Here is an 18,997-nt window from a genome sequence, read left to right on the forward strand (position 1 = left end):
GCGGTCAGTCGCGGCGCGGCTCCTCGCGCAGGACATAGATCGCGCCGCCGCGGTTCTCGGTGCGCTCGGGGTCCTCGCGGGGCGGCGGGACGGGCTCCGGCTCGGGCTCGGGGTCCTCGACGATGTGGCCTTCGAGGACGACCTTGCCGTCCCGCTCGTCCGGTTCGGGCTCGCGCGGCTCGGGCTCCGGCTCGGGTTCGGGCTCGGGTTCGGGCGGCGCGGGCTCGTCGGCGATCAGCTCGGGCAGCGGGTCCGGTGCGCGGCGGCCGCGCGGCCTGCGCGGCGCGAGGACCGGCTCGGCCTCCTCGAACTCCAGCGGGCCGGGCGCGTACGGCGAGGGACGCGGCGCCGGCGGCTCCTCGGGCACCGTCCGGGGCTCCTCGGGGACGGGTGGGGGCGGCGGCACCGCGACCTCCGGCGTCCGGGCGGCGGCGGGCTTCGCCTTGCGCTTCCCGCGCCTGCGCCGCCGGACGGGCTCCTCCTCCCCCTCCGGCCGCCGCAGGATCCGCCAGTTGGCCGCCCACGCCGCGATCGCCGCGGAGATCCCGACCTCCAGCGCCGCCATCAGCCCGACCTGCCACGCCGACGGGCCGACCGTCGCCATCCGCCCGCCGCCGAGCGGGCCGCCCGACAGCGCCGCGAGCACCGCCACGACGGCGCCCGTCAGCGTCCCGGACATGAACCCCCACAGCGGCGCGGCCTCCGACGTGGCGCTCGGCATCGTCCGGATCGTCAGCACGCCGCCCACCGCGCCCGCGACGAACGGCGCCGCGAGCGCGAGCAGCGACACCGCGGGCGCGGGACCCGGCTCGGGCAGCGCCGCGAGCGGCGGGAACGCCGGGACCGTGTCGAGGAACACACCGGTCGGCGAGACGCTCGTCCCGGCGCCGACCGCGAACCCGGGGCCGACCGCGTACGCGATCCCCCAGATCACCGCGTTCGGCAGGAACGCCAGCTCCACCAGCAGCAGCAGGACGCCGCCCACGATGCCGGGCGCGAGCAGGTCGTACACGCGGTCGGACTCGGACATGTGCGTCGCCAGGGACCCGCCGACCAGGACCGCGCCCGCCGCCGCCAGCACCGCGACCGACCCGGCGACGCCGATCACCAGCGACCGGGGTCGGTCCGGCAGCAGCCGCAGCAGCGCCCCCAGCCCGGACCGGACGCGCCGTCCGCGCGCCTCCGCCGCGACCTGCGCGGCGACGACGGCCCGCGCGGCGCCGAGGCCGCCCGCGATGACCGCGACGAGGAAGCACGCGAGGAGCGCCTGCCACGCCGACGGGTGCAGCTCCGGCGCGGACACCGCGAGCGCCATCAGCATCGCCAGCAGCGCGTACGGGACGGCCAGCGCCGTCGCGACGTGCGCCACCGCGATCCGCGGCCGGTCCGGGAGGCCGAGCCCGCGGATCATCCAGGCGCCGCCGCGGTACAGCAGCGCGCCCGGCAGCACCAGCACGCCGAGGGGCAGCAGCCCGACCCGTCCGTGCCCGTAGGAGAACCCGGCGTGGTGGGAGACGAGCCAGAAGTTCACGGCCGTGCGGAACACCCCGGGCAGCCCGTGCCCGAGCGCGGTCTTCGGCGCGGCGACCCAGCCGAGCAGCGTCACGGTCGTCAGCACGGTGAGGCCGATCCCGACGCACCACAGCGCCGCGACGAGGCCCGTCACGTACAGCGGGCGGCCGTTGCCCGGGGGCGGCGGCGCCGGCCGCGCGCCGCGCGCCTTCCCCGGCCGCCGCGCGGCCTCGCCGCGCGCCCCCCTCGGGTCCCTGGCCGCCTCGGGGGTCGCGCGCTGTCCCGGCCTCACGTCGCTCACCCGCCCATGCTGGCACCCCGCCCCCGCGCGGCCCGCCCCCCGGCCCGGCGTGTCGCCTTTGTCGCCCGGCCGGGCGTCCCGGCGGCGACGACGAAAGACGCCCGGGCCGCGACAGGCGGCTCGGGCGTCTTTCGGTGCCTGATCAGGCGATCAGAACGCTCAGCGGTTCTTCATGATCTCCCGCATGAGGACGGCGGTCTCGCTCGGGGTCTTGCCCACGCGGACGCCGACCTTCTCCAGGGCCTCCTTCTTCGCCTGCGCGGTGCCGGCGGAGCCGGACACGATCGCGCCGGCGTGGCCCATCGTCTTGCCCTCGGGCGCGGTGAACCCGGCGACGTAGCCGACGACCGGCTTGGTGACGTTCTTCTCGATGTAGGCGGCGGCGCGCTCCTCGGCGTCGCCCCCGATCTCACCGATCATCACGATGGCGTCGGTCTCCGGGTCCTCCTCGAACGCCTTGAGGGCGTCGATGTGGGTGGTCCCGATGATCGGGTCGCCGCCGATGCCGACGCAGGTCGAGAAGCCGATGTCGCGCAGCTCGTACATCATCTGGTAGGTCAGCGTGCCCGACTTCGACACCAGGCCGATGCGGCCCGGCGTGGTGATGTCGGCCGGGATGATGCCGGCGTTGGACTTGCCGGGCGAGGCGATGCCGGGGCAGTTCGGCCCGATGATGCGGGTCTTGTTGCCCTTGGACTCGGCGTACGCCCAGAAGTAGGCGGTGTCGTGCACCGGGATGCCCTCGGTGATGACGACGCAGAGCGGGATCTCGGCGTCGATCGCCTCGACGACGGCGTCCTTGGTGAACTTCGGCGGCACGAACACGACGGACACGTCCGCGCCGGTCTCCCGCATCGCCTCCTTGACGGTGCCGAAGACGGGCAGCTCGGTGCCGTCGAAGTCGACGGTCGTGCCGGCCTTGCGGGCGTTCACGCCGCCGACGACCTGCGCGCCGGCGGCCAGCATGCGGCGGCCGTGCTTGGAGCCCTCGGAGCCGGTGATGCCCTGAACGATGATCTTGCTGTTCTCGGTGAGCCAGATGGCCATTGTCATGCACCTGCCGCGGCGAGTTCGGCGGCACGCTTGGCCGCGTCGTCCATGGTGTCGACCTGCTGCACGCCGCTCAGCGCGGCGTCGGTCAGGATCTTGCGCCCGAGTTCGGCGTTGTTGCCGTCGAGGCGGACCACCAGCGGCCGGTCGACGGCCTCCCCGCGGTCGGCGAGCAGCTTGTAGGCCGAGACGATGCCGTTGGCGACCGCGTCGCAGGCGGTGATGCCGCCGAAGACGTTGACGAACACCGACTTCACGGCCGGGTCCGACAGGACGATCTCCAGGCCGTTGGCCATGACCTCGGCGGAGGCGCCGCCGCCGATGTCGAGGAAGTTGGCGGGCTTCTGGCCGCCGAACTCCTCGCCGGCGTAGGCGACCACGTCCAGGGTGGACATGACCAGGCCGGCGCCGTTGCCGATGATGCCGACGGAGCCGTCGAGCTTGACGTAGTTGAGGTCCTTGGCCTTCGCCGCCGCCTCCAGCGGGTCGGCCGCGGCCTTGTCCTCGAGCTTGTCGTGCTCCTGGCGGAACCCGGCGTTGTCGTCGAGGGAGACCTTGCCGTCGAGGGCCTTCACCTGGCCGTCGGCGGTGAGGATCATCGGGTTGACCTCGACCAGCGTGGCGTCCTCGTCGGTGAACACCGCCCACAGCCGCTCGATGAGCTCGGCGGCGCCGTCGAGGGCCTCCTCGGGCAGCCGGCCCTGCTCGGCGATCGCGCGGGCCTTGGCCCGGTCCACGCCGTCCAGCGGGGAGATCGGCACCAGGCCGAGGCGGTCGTGCGGGACCTCCTCGATCTCCACGCCGCCCTCGACGGAGCAGATGGACAGGAAGGTGCGGTTGGCGCGGTCGAGCAGGAAGGAGAAGTAGTACTCCTGCGCGATCGCGGAGCCCTCCTCCACCAGGACCTTGTGGACCGTGTGGCCCTTGATGTCCATGCCGAGGATCTGGCCGGCGAGGGCCTCGGCCTCGTCGGCCGTGTCGGCGAGCTTCACGCCGCCGGCCTTGCCGCGGCCGCCGGTCTTCACCTGGGCCTTGACCACGACCTTCTTGCTGCCCGCGGAGAACAGTTCCTCCGCGATGGCGCGCGCTTCCTGGGGAGTAGAGGCGACCTTGCCGGTGGGCACCGGTACCCCGTACTCGGCGAAGAGTTCCTTCGCCTGATGTTCGAACAGGTCCACGAGGGCGTCCTTAAACGGATCGACAGCCAGATGACCACGCGAGTGGGGGTACACGGGTGTCCGTGCGGCCGGCACTCCGCGGTCCGCTCCGTCGATGCAGCCTAGTCAACCCCGGTCCGTGCTGCCGCCGCCGGGTCCATTTGTCGCCCCGAGTCCGGAAACCGCAGGTGCGGCCGGTACCGCGGCGGTGCGCGTACCCTCCTCACGACGACGTGCCGATTGGCATAGTTTGATGTACTTGCGCGAGGCCAGGGGGGAGGCGACGCCCGTGGGGCAGCAACTGGACGACGTGCGGACCGCCGCCGCTCCCGCGCCCTCCGGTCCCGCCCCCGTCCGGCGAAGGGGCTCGTCCGCGCGCCACCGCAGGCGCCGGGTGCGCCGCGCCGCCGCGTTCCTCGTCGTCGCCGCCCTCGTCGCCGTGGCCGGCGCGAACGTGCCGGAGCCGTCGGCGCCGGGGTGGGTGAGCCCCGGGCTGGTGGGCGGCGGCGGGTGGCCGTTCGCGGGCGTCCCGCTGGACCCGGACGACGCCGACGGCGCCGCGTACCTGCCGGACAGCTCGGCGGTGCGGCTCGCGGACGGCCGGGTGCGGCTGATCCCGTCGGGCGGGGCCGCGGCGGTCACGGTCGCGGCGGACGATCCGCGGGTGGCGCAGGCGGTGCGGTCCGACAGCGCGTGGCTGGCGTCCGGGACCGTCCCGGAGGGCCCGCCGGACTCCGGTTTCCGCGACATGGCGGCGCGCGCGCTGCTGGACCTGCGGCTGCTGACGCCGCCGAACGGCGCGTCGCTGGCCTCCTGGTACGGGGCGTGGCGGTACTCGTGGCCGCGCGACTCCGCCTTCGCGGCCGCCGCGTTCACGGTGACGGGCCATCCGTCGGAGGCGCGCCGGATCCTGCGGTTCCTCGGCCGCGTCCAGACGGGCGACGGGGTGTGGGCGGCGCGGTACAACGCCGACGGGACGGCCGTGATCGACGGCCGCCCACCGCAGCTCGACTCGCTGGGCTGGGTGCTGTGGTCGAGCTGGCTCTACCGGGCGCGGACCCCGGACCCCGACGACCTGCCCGGCCTGTGGCCGATGGTGCGGCGCGCCGCCGACCACCTCGCCGGCTCGCTGGACGCGGAGGGCCTGCCGCCCGCGTCGTCGGACTACTGGGAACGCGACCACGGCCGCGAGCAGGACCCGCGGCGCCCGACGCTCGGCGTGGTGGGGCCGGTGCTGGCGGGGCTGCGGTCGGCGGCGTCCCTCGCGCAGAGCTACGGCCAGGGCGCGGAGGCGGCGCGGTGGCGGGCGGCGGCGCAGCGGGTGTCGGAGGCGCTGGCGCGCCAGTTCGCGCCGTACGGGTACCCGCGCTCGCCCGTCGAGGACGGGCTGATGGACACCTCCGTGACGTTCATCGCACCGCCGTTCGCCCCCGCCGACCAGGCCGTGGCGGGCGCGATCGCGGACGCCGAGCGCAAGCAGGCGCTGCCGAACGGCGGCGTGCTGCCGGGCGAGAGGTGGGCCGGGGACCAGGACGTGGCGTGGACGCCGGAGACGGCGCTGTTCGGGCTGTCCGCGGCGTCGGCCGGGCGCAGGAGCGACGCGCTCGGCCGTCTCGGCTGGCTGTCGGCGCACCGGTCGTCGCTGGGCGCGCTGCCGGAGAAGGTCGGGGCGACGGGCCGCCAGGCGGGCGTGGCGCCGCTCGGCTGGACGGACGCCCTCGTCCTGCTGACGCTGGCGGCGCTGCGCGACCCGCTGCCGGTCCCGCCCGCGTCCTGAGTGCGGGCCGGCGCCCTCAGGCGAACTGCTCGTAGCCCATCTTGAGGACGAGCGCCGCGACGACGCACAGCAGGACGACCCGGACGAACCCGGCGCCGCGGTTGATCGCCATCCGGGCGCCGAGCTGCGCGCCGGCCGCGTTGCAGGCGGCCATGCCGAGGCCGAGCGCCCACAGCACGTGCCCCTGGGCGGCGAACACGATGAGCGCGCCGAGGTTGGTCCCGGCGTTGATGATCTTCGAGGTGGCGGAGGCGTCGACGAAGTCCAGGCCGAGCAGCGCGGTGAACGCGATGACCAGGAACGTCCCGGTCCCGGGTCCGACGAGCCCGTCGTAGAAGGCGATCGCGACGCCGGGCACGACGATCGCGAGGGCCACCCGGCGCCGCGTCCGCAGCACGAGCCGCGGGGCGCGGCCGAGGTCGGGCCGCAGCACCACGAGCGCGGCGACGGCGAGCAGCACCACCATGATCACGGGCTTGAGCACGTCGGACGAGATCGCCGCCGCGCACAGCGCGCCGCCCGCGGCGCAGCACACGGCGAGGGCGGCCGCAGGCCCCGCGACCCGGACGTCGGGCTTGGCCTTGCGGGAGTAGGCGATGGCGGCGGAGGCGGTGCCCGCGATCGAGCCGAGCTTGTTGGTGGCGAGCGACGTCGCGACCGGCTGGCCGGGGTTGAGGAGCAGCAGCGCGGGCAGCTGGATCAGCCCGCCGCCGCCCACCACCGCGTCGACCCAGCCGGCCGAGGTGGCGGCGGCCAGCATGGCGATCACCTGCGGGGCGTGCACGGAGGACTCCCGGGGGGGTAATGGGTGTTCAGAGTATGACCATAACGCCCCGGGAGTGCCAGGGGTGCGTGCGTCAGCCCTTCCACTCCCCCGCGAGGACCGCCCAGATCTGCTCGTCGCGGCGCTCGCCGGCCAGCACATACGCGTCCCGGAGCACGCCTTCGCAGGTCATCCCGAGCCGCTTCGCGACCGCCGCGCTCGCGGTGTTGCGCGGGTCGCAGATCCACTCCACGCGCGCCATCCCGCGCGCCCCGAAGGCCCAGTCGATCATGTGCCGGACCGCGGCGGTGATCAGTCCGCGGCCCCGGGCCTCCGCGCCGAGCCAGACCCCCGCCTCGCACACGCCGCGCGGCGCGTCGAACGTCCGGAAGACCGTGCCGCCCGCCAGCGCGCCGTCCACCCAGATGCCGTAGACGCGGCCCTCGTCCCGGGCCTGCTTCTCCGCGTAGCCCTGGAGGAACTCGCGCGCGGTCGCCTCGTCGACGACGGTCCGCGCCCACGGGATGTACTCGATGACGTCCTGCCGCACCCGGTCGGCGTGCGCGGCGAACTCGGCGGCCTGCCACGGCTCCAGCGGACGGAGCTCGGCGTCGTCGGCCAGCGTGACGGCGAACATGGGGGGCCTCCTCGGGGAGTACGTACCGAACGTTTGTTATGTACCCTACGGGACATGCCGGCCAGAGGTGATCACGACGCCCGCCGCCGCGACGTCTCCGCGGCCGTGTGGCGGGTCCTCGCCGACCGCGGCTTCGGCGGGCTGACGCTGCGCGCGGTCGCCGCCGAGATGGGCGCGTCGACCGGCCTGCTCACGCACTACTTCCCGAACAAGAAGGCGCTGGTCTCCTACGCCCTGGACGTCGCCGACGAGCGCACCTCGGGCCGCGCCGTGCGCACCACGCACGAGCCGGGCCTCGCCGCCCTGCGCGCCGCGCTGCTGGACGTCCTCCCGCTGACGCCGGAGGCCGCGGTGATGAACCGGGTGTGGGTCGGCTCCTGGGACGGCTCGCTCGCCGACCCCGAGCTGCGCGAACGCGAGATGCGGCGGTACCGGGGGTGGCGGGCCCGGCTGCGCGTCCACGTCGCCGCCGCCGTCGAGCGCGGCGAGCTGCCCGCCACGTCCGGCGCGGACGATGTGGACGACGTCACGGCCGCCGCGGCCGCGTTCGCACACGGGCTCGTCGTGCACGCCCTCTTCGATCCCGACCGGTACCCGCCGGAGCGGCAGGTCCGGATGCTCGACGCCTGGCTCGCCGCCCTCGCCCCCTGACCGCCGCCGCCCTCGCCGCTGACCGCCGCCGGCGAGCGCCCCTCATGCCGCCGTGACCCGAACGTGACGGCCCGTAGGCATGATCGGACGTCCGGCATGATCGGACGATCTGCGGCATCGGGCGAACGGGGGGCACGCCATGGGACGCGCGAAGACCACCGGCTACGGATGGGTCGGTTCGGTACTGCCCCTCCTCGCCCTGGTCCTCGGCGGATCGCTCGGCATCGCCGCCGGCTCCTGGCTGGAGGCCGAGGACGTCTTCGGGCCGCCCGCCATCGGCGTCCTGGTCTGCGAGCTCGCCGCCGCGGCGGTGGTGTTCCTCGTCGGCTTCCGCAAGAACAGCTCGTGGACGCCCGAGGGCCGGGTGTGGACGCGGGAGCACAGCTACGGCGGCCACGGCGTCCAGTGGCTCGGCGTCACCATCGCCCTCGCCATCGCGGTGCTCCCGTTCTCCATCGCGTTCGAGAAGCTGACCGCGCCCGGGCTGAACTGGGTCGGCCTCATGGCGGCGATGGCGCTGACGGCCGGCGTCAGCCGCCTGATCTACGTCAAGACCTGCGCGGACGTCATCGACCGATGAGAGCCGCGGTGCCCAGCGCCGACACCAGCAGGACGGCGGCGGCCCCGAACGCGGCCTCCGCCGCGGCCGCGGGCCCGTGCGGCAGCACACGGAAGAACGCGGTGCCGAGGACGGCGATGCCGAGCGTCCCGCCGAACTGCTGGACGGCGTTGAGCAGCCCCGCCGCCGACCCCGTCTCGTGCGGCCGCACGCGCCCCAGCGCCGCGGTGAAGAACGGCACGGTGAACAGCCCGTTTCCCGCCCCGACCAGGACGAGCGCGCCGAGCAGCGGCCACGGGCAGGCGTGCGGGAACGCGCGGTAGACGGGGATCGCCGCGCAGACACCGGCCAGCATGACCGCGAGCCCGGCGGGCATCAGCCGCGCGCCGAAGCGCGGGACGAGCCGGGTCCCGGCGAGCCAGGACGCCGCCGCCATCGCCGCCGACCAGGGCAGCAGCGTGAACCCGGCGCTCAGCACGTCCCGTCCGAGGCCGATCTGGACCTGCAGGACCACGACGACCATCAGCCCGTTCATCACCGCGAAGAACAGCGTCGAGGTCGCGAGCGCGGCCGGGAAGCCGCGGCCCGCGAACAGGCTCGGCTCGACGAGCGGCGCGGCGGCCAGGCGCTGGTGCAGGACGAACGCGGCGAGCACCGCGGCGCCGCCGGCGAGTACCGCCCACATCCATGACGGCCACCCGGCGGAACCGCCCTGGATCAGCGGGAACACCACCATCGCGGTGCCCGCGACGGCGAGCGCGGTTCCCGCGGCGTCCAGCCGGGGCCGCCGCTGCGCCCGGTCCTCGGCCAGCAGCGGCGCGGCCGCGAGCACGCCGGCGGCGATCGGCAGGTTCACCAGGAACGCGGCCCGCCACGACACCGCGTGCGTGAGGACGGCGCCGAGCACCGGCCCGCAGACCGCCGACAGCCCCATCACCGGCCCGATGCTCCCGAACGCCTTCGCCGTCTCCGGCCCGTCGAACATCGCGCGGATCAGCCCGATCGTCTGCGGGACGATCAGCGCCGCGGCCGCGCCCTGCACGGCCCGCGCCGCGATCAGCGCGCCCGCCGACGGCGCCAGCGCGCAGCACGCCGACGCGGCCGCGAACCCGGCGACGCCGAGCGCGAACACCCGCCGCCGCCCCGCGATGTCGCCGAGCCGCCCGCCGGTGATGAGCAGCACCGCGAACGGCAGCGTGTAGGCGGCGCTGAACCACTGGACGCCGGACTCACCGCCGCCGAGGTCCCGCCCGATCACCGGCGCCGCGACCTGCACGATCGTCGCGTCGAGCAGGTTCATCGCCTCGGCCGCCAGCAGCGCGCCGAGCGCCGCCCACCGCCACCGGTGGACCGCCCTGGCGCGCGTCTCCTCCTGTACCCGCATGGCACGTCTCCTTTCGGTTCCGTGCCTCAGCCTCGAAGGAACACCGCGCCATGTTCCAACCACGGCTCCGAGATAGCGGATACCTTCCATCAGAGCGGCCGAGATGAGGGATCGTGATGCTGGACGAGCTGGACCGCGCCGTCGTCCACGCGCTGCACATCGACGGCCGCGCCCCGTTCAGCCGCATCGCGGACGTCTGCGGCGTCTCCACGCAGACGGTGGCGCGCCGCTACCGGCGGCTGCGCGCCGGGGCGGGGCTGCGGGTCGTCGGCGTCCTGGACCGCGACACCGGCCCCGAGACGCAGTGGACCGTCCGGCTGACCTGCACGCCCGCGGCGGCGCAGCCGCTCGCGCACGCGCTCGCCGCGCGGCCCGACACGTCCTGGGTGAAGCTGACGTCCGGCGGGACGGAGATCTTCGCGATCGTGCACGTCCCGGACGACCCGGGGGACAAGGAGGGCACGGACGCCCCGCACGCGATGCTGCTGCGCGACGTCCCGCGCCGGGCGGGCATCACCGCGGTGTCGGCGCACTGCATGCTGCACACCTACCTCGGCGGCCCGACCGCCTGGCGCGGCATCACCCGCGCGCTCTCCCCCGGGCAGCAGGAACGGCTGAGACCGCCCGCCGCGGGCCCCGGCGACCCGCGGCCGCTGACCGCCGCCGACCGCGCGCTGCTGGAGGTCCTGCGGCACGACGGACGCGCCGGGTACGCCGACCTCGCCGCCGCGACCGGCTGGTCACAGGCGACGGCGGCGCGCCGCCTCGCCGGCCTGCGCGCCCGCGGCACGCTGTTCTTCGACGTCGAGGTCGACTCCGCCCTGCTCGGCGGCACCACGCAGACGCTGATCTGGATGTCGGTCGCGCCGGGCCGGCTCGACGACGTCGCGACCGCCCTCGCGGGGCACGACGAGCTCGCCGTCGTAGCCGCCACCACCGGCCCGACGAACCTGCTGGCGCAGGCGCTCTGCGACGGCCCCGCCGACCTGCACCGCTACCTCACCCGCGAGCTCGGCGCCCTGGACGGCATCCGGACGCTGGAGACCGCGCCCGTGCTGCGCACCCTCAAGCGCGCGGGCGCCGTCAGAGCTTCTCGACCGGGGCGAAGCGCAGGACGAGGCGCTTGACGCCGTACTCGCCGCCGAAGTCGACGCTCGCGGCGGCCTTGTCGCCCGCGCCGTCCACGGACACGACCGTGCCGAGGCCGAAGGAGTCGTGGGTGACCTTGTCGCCCGGCGACAGCGCCGGGACGGCGCGGTTGCCCGGCGACTTCACGCCGGGCCGCGCCGCCATCCGCGACATCGCCGGCGACGACGCCGACGACGCCTCCCGCTCCCAGTCGATCAGGGTCACCGGGACCTCGCCGAGGAACCGGGACGGCGGGTTGACCTGCGGCGCGCCCCACGAGCTGCGCATCGTGGCGCGGGACAGGTAGAGCCGCTGCCGCGCGCGCGTGATGCCGACGTAGGCGAGCCGGCGCTCCTCTTCGAGCTCCTTGGGGTTGCTCATGGCGCGCAGGTGCGGGAAGACCCCGTCCTCCATGCCGGTGAGGAACACGACCGGGAACTCCAGGCCCTTGGCGGTGTGCAGGGTCATCAGCGTGACGACGCCCTGGTCGGTCTCCTCGGGCTGCTCGCCCGGCGGGACGGGCCCGCCCTTCGCGCCGCCGGGGATGGAGTCGGCGTCGGCGACCAGCGCGACCTGCTCCAGGAAGTCGGGCAGCCGCCCCTCGGCGGACTCGCCGTCGAGGCGCTCCTCGAACTCGCGGGCGACGGCCTCAAGCTCGTGGAGGTTCTCGACGCGGGTCTCGTCCTGCGGGTCCTTGGAGGCCTGCAGCTCGGCGAGGTAGCCGGACTTGTCGAGGATCCGGACGACCAGGTCGGCGGGGGTGAGCGACTCGGCGGCGGCGCGCAGCTCGTCCAGCAGCAGGACGAACTCGCGGACCGCGTTGATCGACCGGGTCGCCATCCCGGGGACGTCCTCGGGCACCCGGAGGGCCTGCCAGAACGAGATGCGCTCGCGGGAGGCGTACGCCTCGACGCACGCCTCGGCGCGGTCGCCGATGCCGCGCTTCGGCACGTTCAGGATGCGGCGCAGCGAGACGGTGTCCTCGGGGTTGGCGAGGACGCGCAGGTAGGCGAGGAGGTCGCGGATCTCCTTGCGCTCGTAGAAGCGGACGCCGCCGACGACCTTGTACGGCAGGCCGACGCGGATGAACACTTCCTCGAAGACGCGGGACTGCGCGTTGGTGCGGTAGAAGACGGCGACGTCGCCGGGGCGGGCGTCGCCCGCGTCGGTGAGCCGGTCGACCTCGTGCGCGACGAACGCGGCCTCGTCGTGCTCGTTGTCGGCGACATAGCCGGTGATCTTGGCGCCCTCGCCCTGGTCGGACCAGAGCCGCTTCGGCTTGCGGTCGGCGTTGCGCTCGATGACCGCGTTCGCCGCCGACAGGATCGTCTGCGTGGAGCGGTAGTTCTGCTCCAGCAGGATCGTGGTGGCGTCGGGGTAGTCGCGCTCGAACTCCAGGATGTTGCGGATCGTCGCGCCGCGGAACGCGTAGATCGACTGGTCGGCGTCGCCGACGACGCACAGCTCGGCCGGGCCGACGCCCTCGACCTGCGCCTCCTGGGGGGACGACCCCCCAGACCCCCCGGCAACCGCGATGGGAGCGGTCAGCTCGCGGACCAGCTCGTACTGCGCGTGGTTGGTGTCCTGGTACTCGTCGACGAGGACGTGCCGGAACCGGCGCCGGTAGTGCTCGGCGGCCTCCGGGAACACCTGCAGCAGGTTGACCGTCATCATGATCAGGTCGTCGAAGTCCATCGCGCCGGCCTGCTGGAGGCGCGCCTGGTACATCTCGTACGCCTCGGCGAGCGTCTGCTCCATGTGCGTGGACGCGCGGTTCTTGAACGTCTCGTAGTCGATCAGCTCGTTCTTCAGGTTCGACACCTGGGCGCTGAACGACTTCGGCGGGTACCGCTTGGGGTCGAGGTCCAGCTCGCGGCAGACCAGCGCCATCAGCCGCTGCGCGTCGGCCTGGTCGTAGATCGAGAAGCTGGTGGGGAAGCCGAGCCGCTTGGCCTCGCGGCGCAGGATCCGCACGCAGGCCGAGTGGAACGTCATCACCCACATGGCGCGCGACCGCGGCCCGACGAGGGCGTCGACGCGCTCCTTCATCTCGGCGGCGGCCTTGTTGGTGAAGGTGATCGCGAGGATCTGGCCGGGGTGCGCGTCGCGCTCGCCGAGCAGGTGGGCGATGCGGTGGGTGAGCACGCGGGTCTTCCCCGACCCGGCGCCCGCGACGATGAGCAGGGGTCCGCCGGCGTGCACGACGGCGGCGCGCTGCTGCTCGTTCAGGCCGTCGAGCAGGGGATGGGGTTCGGTCTTCGACATCACGTGCGAGTGTACGGCGCGGGGCGGACGTTTTCGGCTCCGTCGCCGCACAACCCCGCGCCGGTCAGGTCTTGCGGTGCTCGCGGGCGGACTCGGCGGCGGCGTGGACGGCGGGAAGGTCCGCGCCGGCCGCGGCCATGGACGCGGCGGCGACGGCGCCCTCGACCAGCGGCGCGTCGGCGAGCAGGAGCTGCTCGCCCTCGGCGTCCTCGATGAGCATCTTCGCGGTGAGGACGGAGCTGCCGATGTCGGCGAGCAGCAGCACGCCGTCGCCGCCGTCGGCCCGCCGCACGGCGTCCTCGGCGGCGTCGATGCTGGTGCCGAGGCCGCCGTCGAGCGCCCCGCCGGCCGGCTCGACGACGATCTTGCCGACGCCCATCGCGCGGGCCACCTCGGCGACGCCCTCCGCCAGGGCCCGGCTGTGCGAGATGATCACAAGTCCGACCATGGGGTCACTCCCGTCCGGTGACGTCGGCGAGGGCGCGCAGGACGAGCGCGGTGGACGCGGCGCCGGGGTCCAGGTGGCCGGTGCTGCGCGGGCCGAGGTAGCTGGCGCGGCCCTTGCGCGCCTGCATCGGGACGGTCGCGTCGGCGCCCGCCTCGGCGGCGTCGGCGGCGGCGCGGGCGCAGGCGGCGAGGCCGGCGCCGGAGGCGAGCGCGTCCCGGTAGGCGGCGGCGGCCGGGGCCAGCGCGTCGATCATGGTCTTGTCGCCCTCGTTCGCCTGGCCCAGCTCCTGGATGCCGTCCAGGGCGGCCTTCAGCGCCTCGCCGACCGCGGCGGCGTCCGCCTCGGACGCGTCGCCGAACGCCTTGCCGGCGCGGCGCAGCGCCGTCCCGTAGAGGGGGCCGGACGCGCCGCCCGTCTTGGACACGATGGCCCGCCCGGCGGCGATCAGCACCTTGCCGGGCCGCGTGCCGGCGAGCTCCGCCTCGTCCGGGAGCGCGGCGACGGCGGCGGTGAACCCGCGGTCGAGGTTGTGGCCGTGGTCGCCGTCGCCGATGGCCGCGTCGAGCCTGGTCAGCCGCCCGGCGTCGGCGGTCACCAGCTCGGCGGCGTGCCGGATCCACGCCGCGGCGCCCCGCGCGTCCAGGTGCTCCCCCATCGGCGCGCTCACCGGTCCCACCGCAGCGCCGGCGTGTCGACCGGGGCGTCCCACAGCCGGGTCAGGTCGGGCGTCAGCCGGCACACGCTGATCATGCAGCCGGCCATCTCCAGACTGGTGACGTACGGGCCGACCAGCGGCCGGACGACGGTGGCACCGTGCCCTTCGAGCCACCGGGCGGCCGCCGCGTAGGCGATGTACTGCTCCATCAGCGGGGTGCCGCCCATCCCGTTCACCAGCACGAGCACCTCCGACCCGGACAGCGGCATGTCCGCGTCGATCGCGCTGAGGGAGGCGTCCACGATCGCGTCGGCGTCCGCCAGCGGGACGCGCTCGCGGCCGGGCTCGCCGTGGATGCCGATCCCGAGCTCCATCTCGCCGTCCTCGAGCTGGAACGTCGGTTCCCCGGCGGCCGGGACCGTGCACGGCGACAGCGCGACGCCGAACGAGCGGCTGCGCTCGTTGACCTCGCGGGCGATGCTCGCGACCGACGCCAGGTCGGCGCCCTCCTCCGCCAGCGCCCCCGCGATCTTCTCGACGAACAGCGTCGCGCCGGTGCCGCGCCGCCCGGCGGTGAACAGGCTGTCCTCCACCGCGACGTCGTCGTTGACGATCACCGACGCGACCTCGATCTCCTCGTCCTCGGCCAGCTCCGCGGCCATCCGGAAGTTGAGGACGTCGCCGGTGTAGTTCTTGACGATGTGCAGCACGCCCGCGCCGCCGTTCACCGCCATCGTCGCGGCGATGATCTGGTCCGGGACGGGCGAGGTGAACACCTGGCCGCAGCAGGCCGCGTCGAGCATGCCGCGGCCGACGAACCCGGCGTGCAGCGGCTCGTGCCCGGAGCCGCCGCCCGACACCAGGGCGACCCTGCCCGCCCGCGGCGCGTCCGCCCGCACGACCGTGCCGTTCTCGGGGTCGACCCGCAGCGACGGATGCGCGGCGGCCAGGCCGCGCAGCGCGTCGGCGACCACGTTCTCCGGATCGTTGATGAGTTTGCGCATGTCTCAGCTCTACCCCGGCACGGCGCCCCGTCCCAGGCCCAATCACGATCTTCCCGTCGCCCTCCGGGGATGCCGCGCCCGGCCCTCCCGGCATAGGTTGCCTCCGTGACGAAAGATCGCGTGATCCTGTTCGACTGCGACACCGGCATCGACGACGCCCTGACCCTGCTGTACCTGGCCTCCCTCGTCCGGGCGGGCGAGGCGGAGCTCGCCGGGGTCGGCACGGTGCACGGCAACATCGACCCGCTGACCGGGGCCCTGAACACGCTGCGCGTGCTGGAGGCGGCGGGCCTGGAGGCGGGCGAGAAGGGCGTGCCGGTCGCGGTCGGCGCCGCCCGCCCGATGGCGCAGGACGTCCACTACGCGCTCGACTGGCACGGCCGGGACGGCCTCGGCGACACGGACCTGCCCGAGCCGGCGGGGCGGCCGGCGGCCGGATCGGCCGCCGCGCAGATCGTCCGGCTGGCGCGGGAGCGGCCCGGCGAGCTGACCCTGCTCGCGACGGGCCCGCTGACCAACCTCGGCGCGGCGCTGCTGCTGGACGAGGAGCTGCCGTCGCTGGTCCGCGAGGTGGTCGTGATGGGCGGCGCGTTCGGCCACCCCGGCAACATCACCACGCACGCCGAGGCGAACATCTGGCACGACCCGGAGGCCGCCGACCTGGTGTTCGCGGCGGACTGGCCGGTCGTCCTGGTGCCGCTGGACGCCACCCACCCGACCGCCGTCCACGACGGCTGGCTCGACCGGCTCGCGGCGCACGACTCGTCCGTCGCCCGGTTCGCGACGCGGATCCTCGAGTTCTACGCCGACGCGTACACGCCGACGCTGCGGCGGCGGGGGGCCGTCATCCACGACGCGCTCGCCGCGATGCTGGCGGTCGACCCCCGCCTCGGCGAGTACGTGCAGCGGCCGGTGCGGGTGGAGCTGCGCGGCGAGCTGACGCGCGGCACGACGGTCTGGGACGCGCGGTCCCTGCCCGCCGACGACACCCGCCGCCCGGTCAAGGTCGCGGTCGGCAGCGACGTCGAGGCGTTCCAGGAGCGGCTGCTCGCCGCGGTGCTGTCGCTCTGACCCCGGGCCCGCTCAGGCCGGGTCCGCTCAGGCCAGCGCCTTGGCGACGGCGTTCTCCACCGACCGGTCGAACCCGGAGGTGTCGGCGCTCTCGAACGCGACGAGGAACCGGCCGGCCCGCATCAAGAGCTCGTAGCCGAGCTCGCCCTTGACCAGGCGCGCCTCGTCGCCGATGCCGCGGACCGCCGAGCCGCCCACGCCGTCCAGCAGCGTGTGGGCGTCTTCGGTCGTCCGCGCCACCCAGCCGATCCTGAACCTGAGCGCGTCCGGCCCCTCGACCCGGCACCCCCAGTGCGGGATCGAGGTCCGGCCGAGCCGCAGCGGCCGCCCGGCGAGGTCCTCCCGGGACCGGACGCCGGGCGCCTTGGCGGTGAGCGAGCAGGCGTCCGGCCAGTCCCGCGCCGGGACTCCCCCGGTCTCCACGGGCGCCGCGGCCTCGCCGGGCCCGTACGCGGTCAGCCGCAGCCCCGTATCGGACGGCCGGACCCGCAGCACCCGGTCGCCCTCGATCACCACCGGCCGGGGCAGCGCCTCCAGGGCGCGGGAGTCCAGCGCGAACGGCAGCGGGACGGTCGTCACCGCGCCGCGCACCGGGTCGATCACGTCCAGCGCGCCCGGCACGAGGCGGGGATCGTAGGCCGCTCCCCAGGTCTCGTACTCGCCGAGCCACTGCCGAACTCCGTACACGCGGCCGCCGCCGGTGGCGAGCCCGTCGTGCGTGCGCGCGTCGGCGCGGCCTTCCGCCTTGCCGGTGCGCAGGTTCACGAACTCCATCCGCAGGCCGTGGCCGCTGTCGTGGTCGGCGACGCCCACGACGGCGCGGTCCCCGGCCACCGCGATCTCCTCGGCGGCGAGGGGACCGGCGGACAGCTTCCAGAGCTCCCGGCCGTCGGCGCCGACGAGCACCGAGAGGTTTCCCCCGCCCGCGCCGTAGGTCGTCACGATCGTGGCACCGTCCCGTGTCACGACCTTGCTGGCGCCCGTGGCCCGCTTCCACCGGACGGCGCCGGACGCGGGGTCCAGCGCGTACATCCCCGAGCAGTCCGCCTCGACCACCAGCAGGCTGCCGTCGGTGTCCTGCGGCTTGAACGTGCAAGCGGCTCCGGCGGCATCCGAGGGCGCCCACGACCACCGCCGTTCGCCGTTGCGGGCGTTCACCCCGACGAGGCCGGGCTTCTTCTCGTCGGTGCTCGTGAGCACCACCGTGCCGGTCTTCGCGGACGGGAAGACCCGGCGGAGGGCGACCTGCTGCTCCAGCGACATGGTGTCGTCGGACACCCACAGGGTCCGGTCGTCGGTCCACAGCGTCCGGCCGGTGGCCGCGTCGAGCGCCGTCGAGCGCGCGCGCCGCCGCTCGGTGCCGGGCTCAAGCCCCGCGACCGTGCCGCTGGCGGCCGTGGTGAGGACGATCGTGTCGCGCGTGACCGTGTAGTCGGTGAGCGACCTCGACCGCTCCCGGTAGTGCCAGCGCGGCTGCCCGGTGCCCGCGTCGAGCACGTCCAGCCCGCGGTCGGAGAACACGACGACCTGGCCGGCGACGATCTCGACGCGCGTCCCGGCCGGGTTCGGCAGGTCCGGGACGTCCGCGCGCCACTGCTCGCGCAGCGGCCCGGCAGGCAGGCCGCGATCGGCCTCCGGCGCCGCGCCGCCGCTCGCGGTGGTGCGGTCCAGCTCGATGCCCGGCCGCTTCGGTTCCTCCGAGTCCGTACAGCCCGCGGCGAGGACGGCCATGCCGATGGAGGCGATCACAGCGGGACGGCGCAGTCTCATAAGGGGTCCTCCCGGGGGGTATGCGATTCACCCTCGGACGCACGTCCCCGCCGGGCCGTTCACGAAATGGCCGATCTTGGGTGTGCCCGTATCCGTACGGAGACTTTATGGTTGAAGATGTGACCAACGTTCTTGACGACAGCGGGCTGCAGCGGATCCTCGCCGTGATGGCGCATCCGGACGACGTCGACTTCGGCTGCGCCGGGTCGGTGGCGGGCTGGACCGACCAGGGCATCGAGGTCGTCTACCTGATGGTCACCGACGGCGACGCGGGCGGTTTCGACGACGGCGTCACGCGCGCGGAGATGGCGGCGCTGCGGCGCGAGGAGCAGCGCGCGGCGGCCAAGTGCGTCGGCGTCACCGACGTCCGGTTCCTCGGCTACCCCGACGGCCGGGTCGAGGCCACGCTGGACCTGCGCCGCGACATCGCCCGCGTGATCCGGCAGGTCCGCCCGGACCGGGTGCTGATGCCGAGCCCCGAGCGCAACTACGAGCGGATCTACCCGAGCCACCCCGACCACCGCGCGGTCGGCGCGGCGGCGCTCGACGCGGTCTACCCGGACGCGCGCAACCCGTACGCGTTCCCGGAGTTGCTGGCCGACGAGGGCCTGGAGGCGTGGACGGCCCGCGAGGTGTGGCTGAGCGGCGGCCCGGTCGTGAACCACTACGTCGACATCACCGAGCATTTCGACCGGAAGGTGAGCGCGCTGCGGGCGCACGCCAGCCAGACCGCCCACATGGGCGAGGAGCTGCCGAACATGCTGCGCGGATGGCTTTCCGGGAACGCGGCGGCGGCCGGGTTCGGGGACGGCCGGCTCGCCGAGGGCTTCCAGGTCGTCGACACCGCCTGAGCGGCGGCGCCGGG

The 18,997-nt window shown here is 74.8% G+C and carries 17 protein-coding genes; 6 read left to right on the forward strand and 11 right to left on the reverse strand.

Features of this window, described 5'->3' with window-relative positions; translation table 11 throughout:
• Positions 1-4: 4 nt before the first annotated feature.
• The 3 genes from J4709_RS35765 to sucC form a co-directional block, all read right to left on the reverse strand.
• Entirely contained in the window at positions 5-1,813 is a 1,809-nt protein-coding gene (locus J4709_RS35765) for a cell division protein PerM (RefSeq protein ID WP_307801836.1), read from the reverse strand.
• Positions 1,814-1,972: 159 nt separating this feature from the next.
• Positions 1,973-2,860, reverse strand: a complete 888-nt coding sequence (gene sucD, locus J4709_RS35770) for a succinate--CoA ligase subunit alpha (protein WP_208247656.1) — start codon at positions 2,858-2,860, stop codon at positions 1,973-1,975.
• Between the two features lie 2 nt (positions 2,861-2,862).
• A complete protein-coding gene (sucC, locus tag J4709_RS35775) occupies positions 2,863-4,041 on the reverse strand; it encodes an ADP-forming succinate--CoA ligase subunit beta (protein WP_208247658.1) in 1,179 nt (392 codons plus the stop codon).
• A gap of 238 nt (positions 4,042-4,279) precedes the next feature.
• On the opposite strand from sucC, the gene J4709_RS35780 reads away from it, so the two are divergent.
• A complete protein-coding gene (locus J4709_RS35780; protein WP_232384550.1) occupies positions 4,280-5,797 on the forward strand; it encodes a glycoside hydrolase family 15 protein in 1,518 nt (505 codons plus the stop codon).
• 16 nt (positions 5,798-5,813) lie between these two features.
• Here the strand turns inward: J4709_RS35780 and J4709_RS35785 are convergent, their stop codons facing one another.
• Positions 5,814-6,557 carry a sulfite exporter TauE/SafE family protein gene (locus J4709_RS35785; RefSeq protein WP_208247788.1) on the reverse strand — a complete coding sequence of 248 codons (744 nt, stop codon included), beginning with the start codon at positions 6,555-6,557 and terminating at the stop codon, positions 5,814-5,816.
• 97 nt (positions 6,558-6,654) lie between these two features.
• Positions 6,655-7,197 carry a GNAT family N-acetyltransferase gene (locus J4709_RS35790; RefSeq protein ID WP_208247660.1) on the reverse strand — a complete coding sequence of 181 codons (543 nt, stop codon included), beginning with the start codon at positions 7,195-7,197 and terminating at the stop codon, positions 6,655-6,657.
• A gap of 54 nt (positions 7,198-7,251) precedes the next feature.
• Between J4709_RS35790 and J4709_RS35795 the strand changes: the two genes are divergently transcribed.
• Together J4709_RS35795 and J4709_RS35800 are read left to right on the forward strand one after the other, a co-directional pair.
• Positions 7,252-7,848, forward strand: a complete 597-nt coding sequence (locus J4709_RS35795) for a TetR/AcrR family transcriptional regulator (RefSeq protein WP_208247663.1) — start codon at positions 7,252-7,254, stop codon at positions 7,846-7,848.
• Between the two features lie 139 nt (positions 7,849-7,987).
• On the forward strand, positions 7,988-8,428 hold the full coding sequence (locus J4709_RS35800) for a hypothetical protein (RefSeq protein ID WP_208247665.1): 441 nt from the start codon (positions 7,988-7,990) through the stop codon (positions 8,426-8,428).
• On the opposite strand, the gene J4709_RS35805 is transcribed toward J4709_RS35800, so the two are convergent.
• Positions 8,415-9,791: an MFS transporter gene (locus J4709_RS35805; RefSeq protein ID WP_208247668.1), complete on the reverse strand. Its 1,377-nt coding sequence runs from the start codon at positions 9,789-9,791 to the stop codon at positions 8,415-8,417. The genes J4709_RS35800 and J4709_RS35805 overlap by 14 nt on opposite strands.
• Positions 9,792-9,907: 116 nt before the next feature.
• Between J4709_RS35805 and J4709_RS35810 the strand changes: the two genes are divergently transcribed.
• Entirely contained in the window at positions 9,908-10,918 is a 1,011-nt protein-coding gene (locus J4709_RS35810) for an Lrp/AsnC family transcriptional regulator (protein ID WP_208247791.1), read from the forward strand.
• Here J4709_RS35810 and pcrA read toward each other — a convergent pair.
• From pcrA to dhaK, 4 genes are all read right to left on the reverse strand, one after another.
• Entirely contained in the window at positions 10,875-13,184 is a 2,310-nt protein-coding gene (gene pcrA, locus J4709_RS35815; RefSeq protein ID WP_208247670.1) for a DNA helicase PcrA, read from the reverse strand. The genes J4709_RS35810 and pcrA overlap by 44 nt on opposite strands.
• Positions 13,185-13,248: 64 nt before the next feature.
• A complete protein-coding gene (gene dhaM / locus J4709_RS35820) occupies positions 13,249-13,632 on the reverse strand; it encodes a dihydroxyacetone kinase phosphoryl donor subunit DhaM (protein WP_208247672.1) in 384 nt (127 codons plus the stop codon).
• 4 nt (positions 13,633-13,636) lie between these two features.
• Positions 13,637-14,299, reverse strand: a complete 663-nt coding sequence (gene dhaL, locus J4709_RS35825) for a dihydroxyacetone kinase subunit DhaL (protein ID WP_307801839.1) — start codon at positions 14,297-14,299, stop codon at positions 13,637-13,639.
• The gene (gene dhaK / locus J4709_RS35830) at positions 14,296-15,291 is read right to left on the reverse strand and encodes a dihydroxyacetone kinase subunit DhaK (RefSeq protein WP_208247674.1); all 996 of its coding nucleotides are present in this window, start codon (positions 15,289-15,291) and stop codon (positions 14,296-14,298) included. The genes dhaL and dhaK overlap by 4 nt, the downstream gene beginning before the upstream one ends.
• Positions 15,292-15,396: 105 nt before the next feature.
• Here dhaK and J4709_RS35835 point away from each other — a divergent pair, with 105 nt between their 5' ends.
• Positions 15,397-16,362, forward strand: a complete 966-nt coding sequence (locus tag J4709_RS35835) for a nucleoside hydrolase (RefSeq protein ID WP_307801840.1) — start codon at positions 15,397-15,399, stop codon at positions 16,360-16,362.
• A gap of 27 nt (positions 16,363-16,389) precedes the next feature.
• Here the strand turns inward: J4709_RS35835 and J4709_RS35840 are convergent, their stop codons facing one another.
• On the reverse strand, positions 16,390-18,132 hold the full coding sequence (locus tag J4709_RS35840) for an outer membrane protein assembly factor BamB family protein (RefSeq protein ID WP_208247676.1): 1,743 nt from the start codon (positions 18,130-18,132) through the stop codon (positions 16,390-16,392).
• A 107-nt stretch (positions 18,133-18,239) separates the two neighbouring features.
• On the opposite strand from J4709_RS35840, the gene J4709_RS35845 reads away from it, so the two are divergent.
• Positions 18,240-18,983 (forward strand): PIG-L deacetylase family protein, encoded by a 744-nt coding sequence (locus tag J4709_RS35845; protein ID WP_208247678.1) that lies wholly within the window; start codon positions 18,240-18,242, stop codon positions 18,981-18,983.
• Positions 18,984-18,997 lie beyond the last annotated feature (14 nt).

The sequence above is a fragment of the Actinomadura violacea genome, assembly GCF_017573465.1.
GTDB classification, from domain to species: domain Bacteria; phylum Actinomycetota; class Actinomycetes; order Streptosporangiales; family Streptosporangiaceae; genus Spirillospora; species Spirillospora violacea.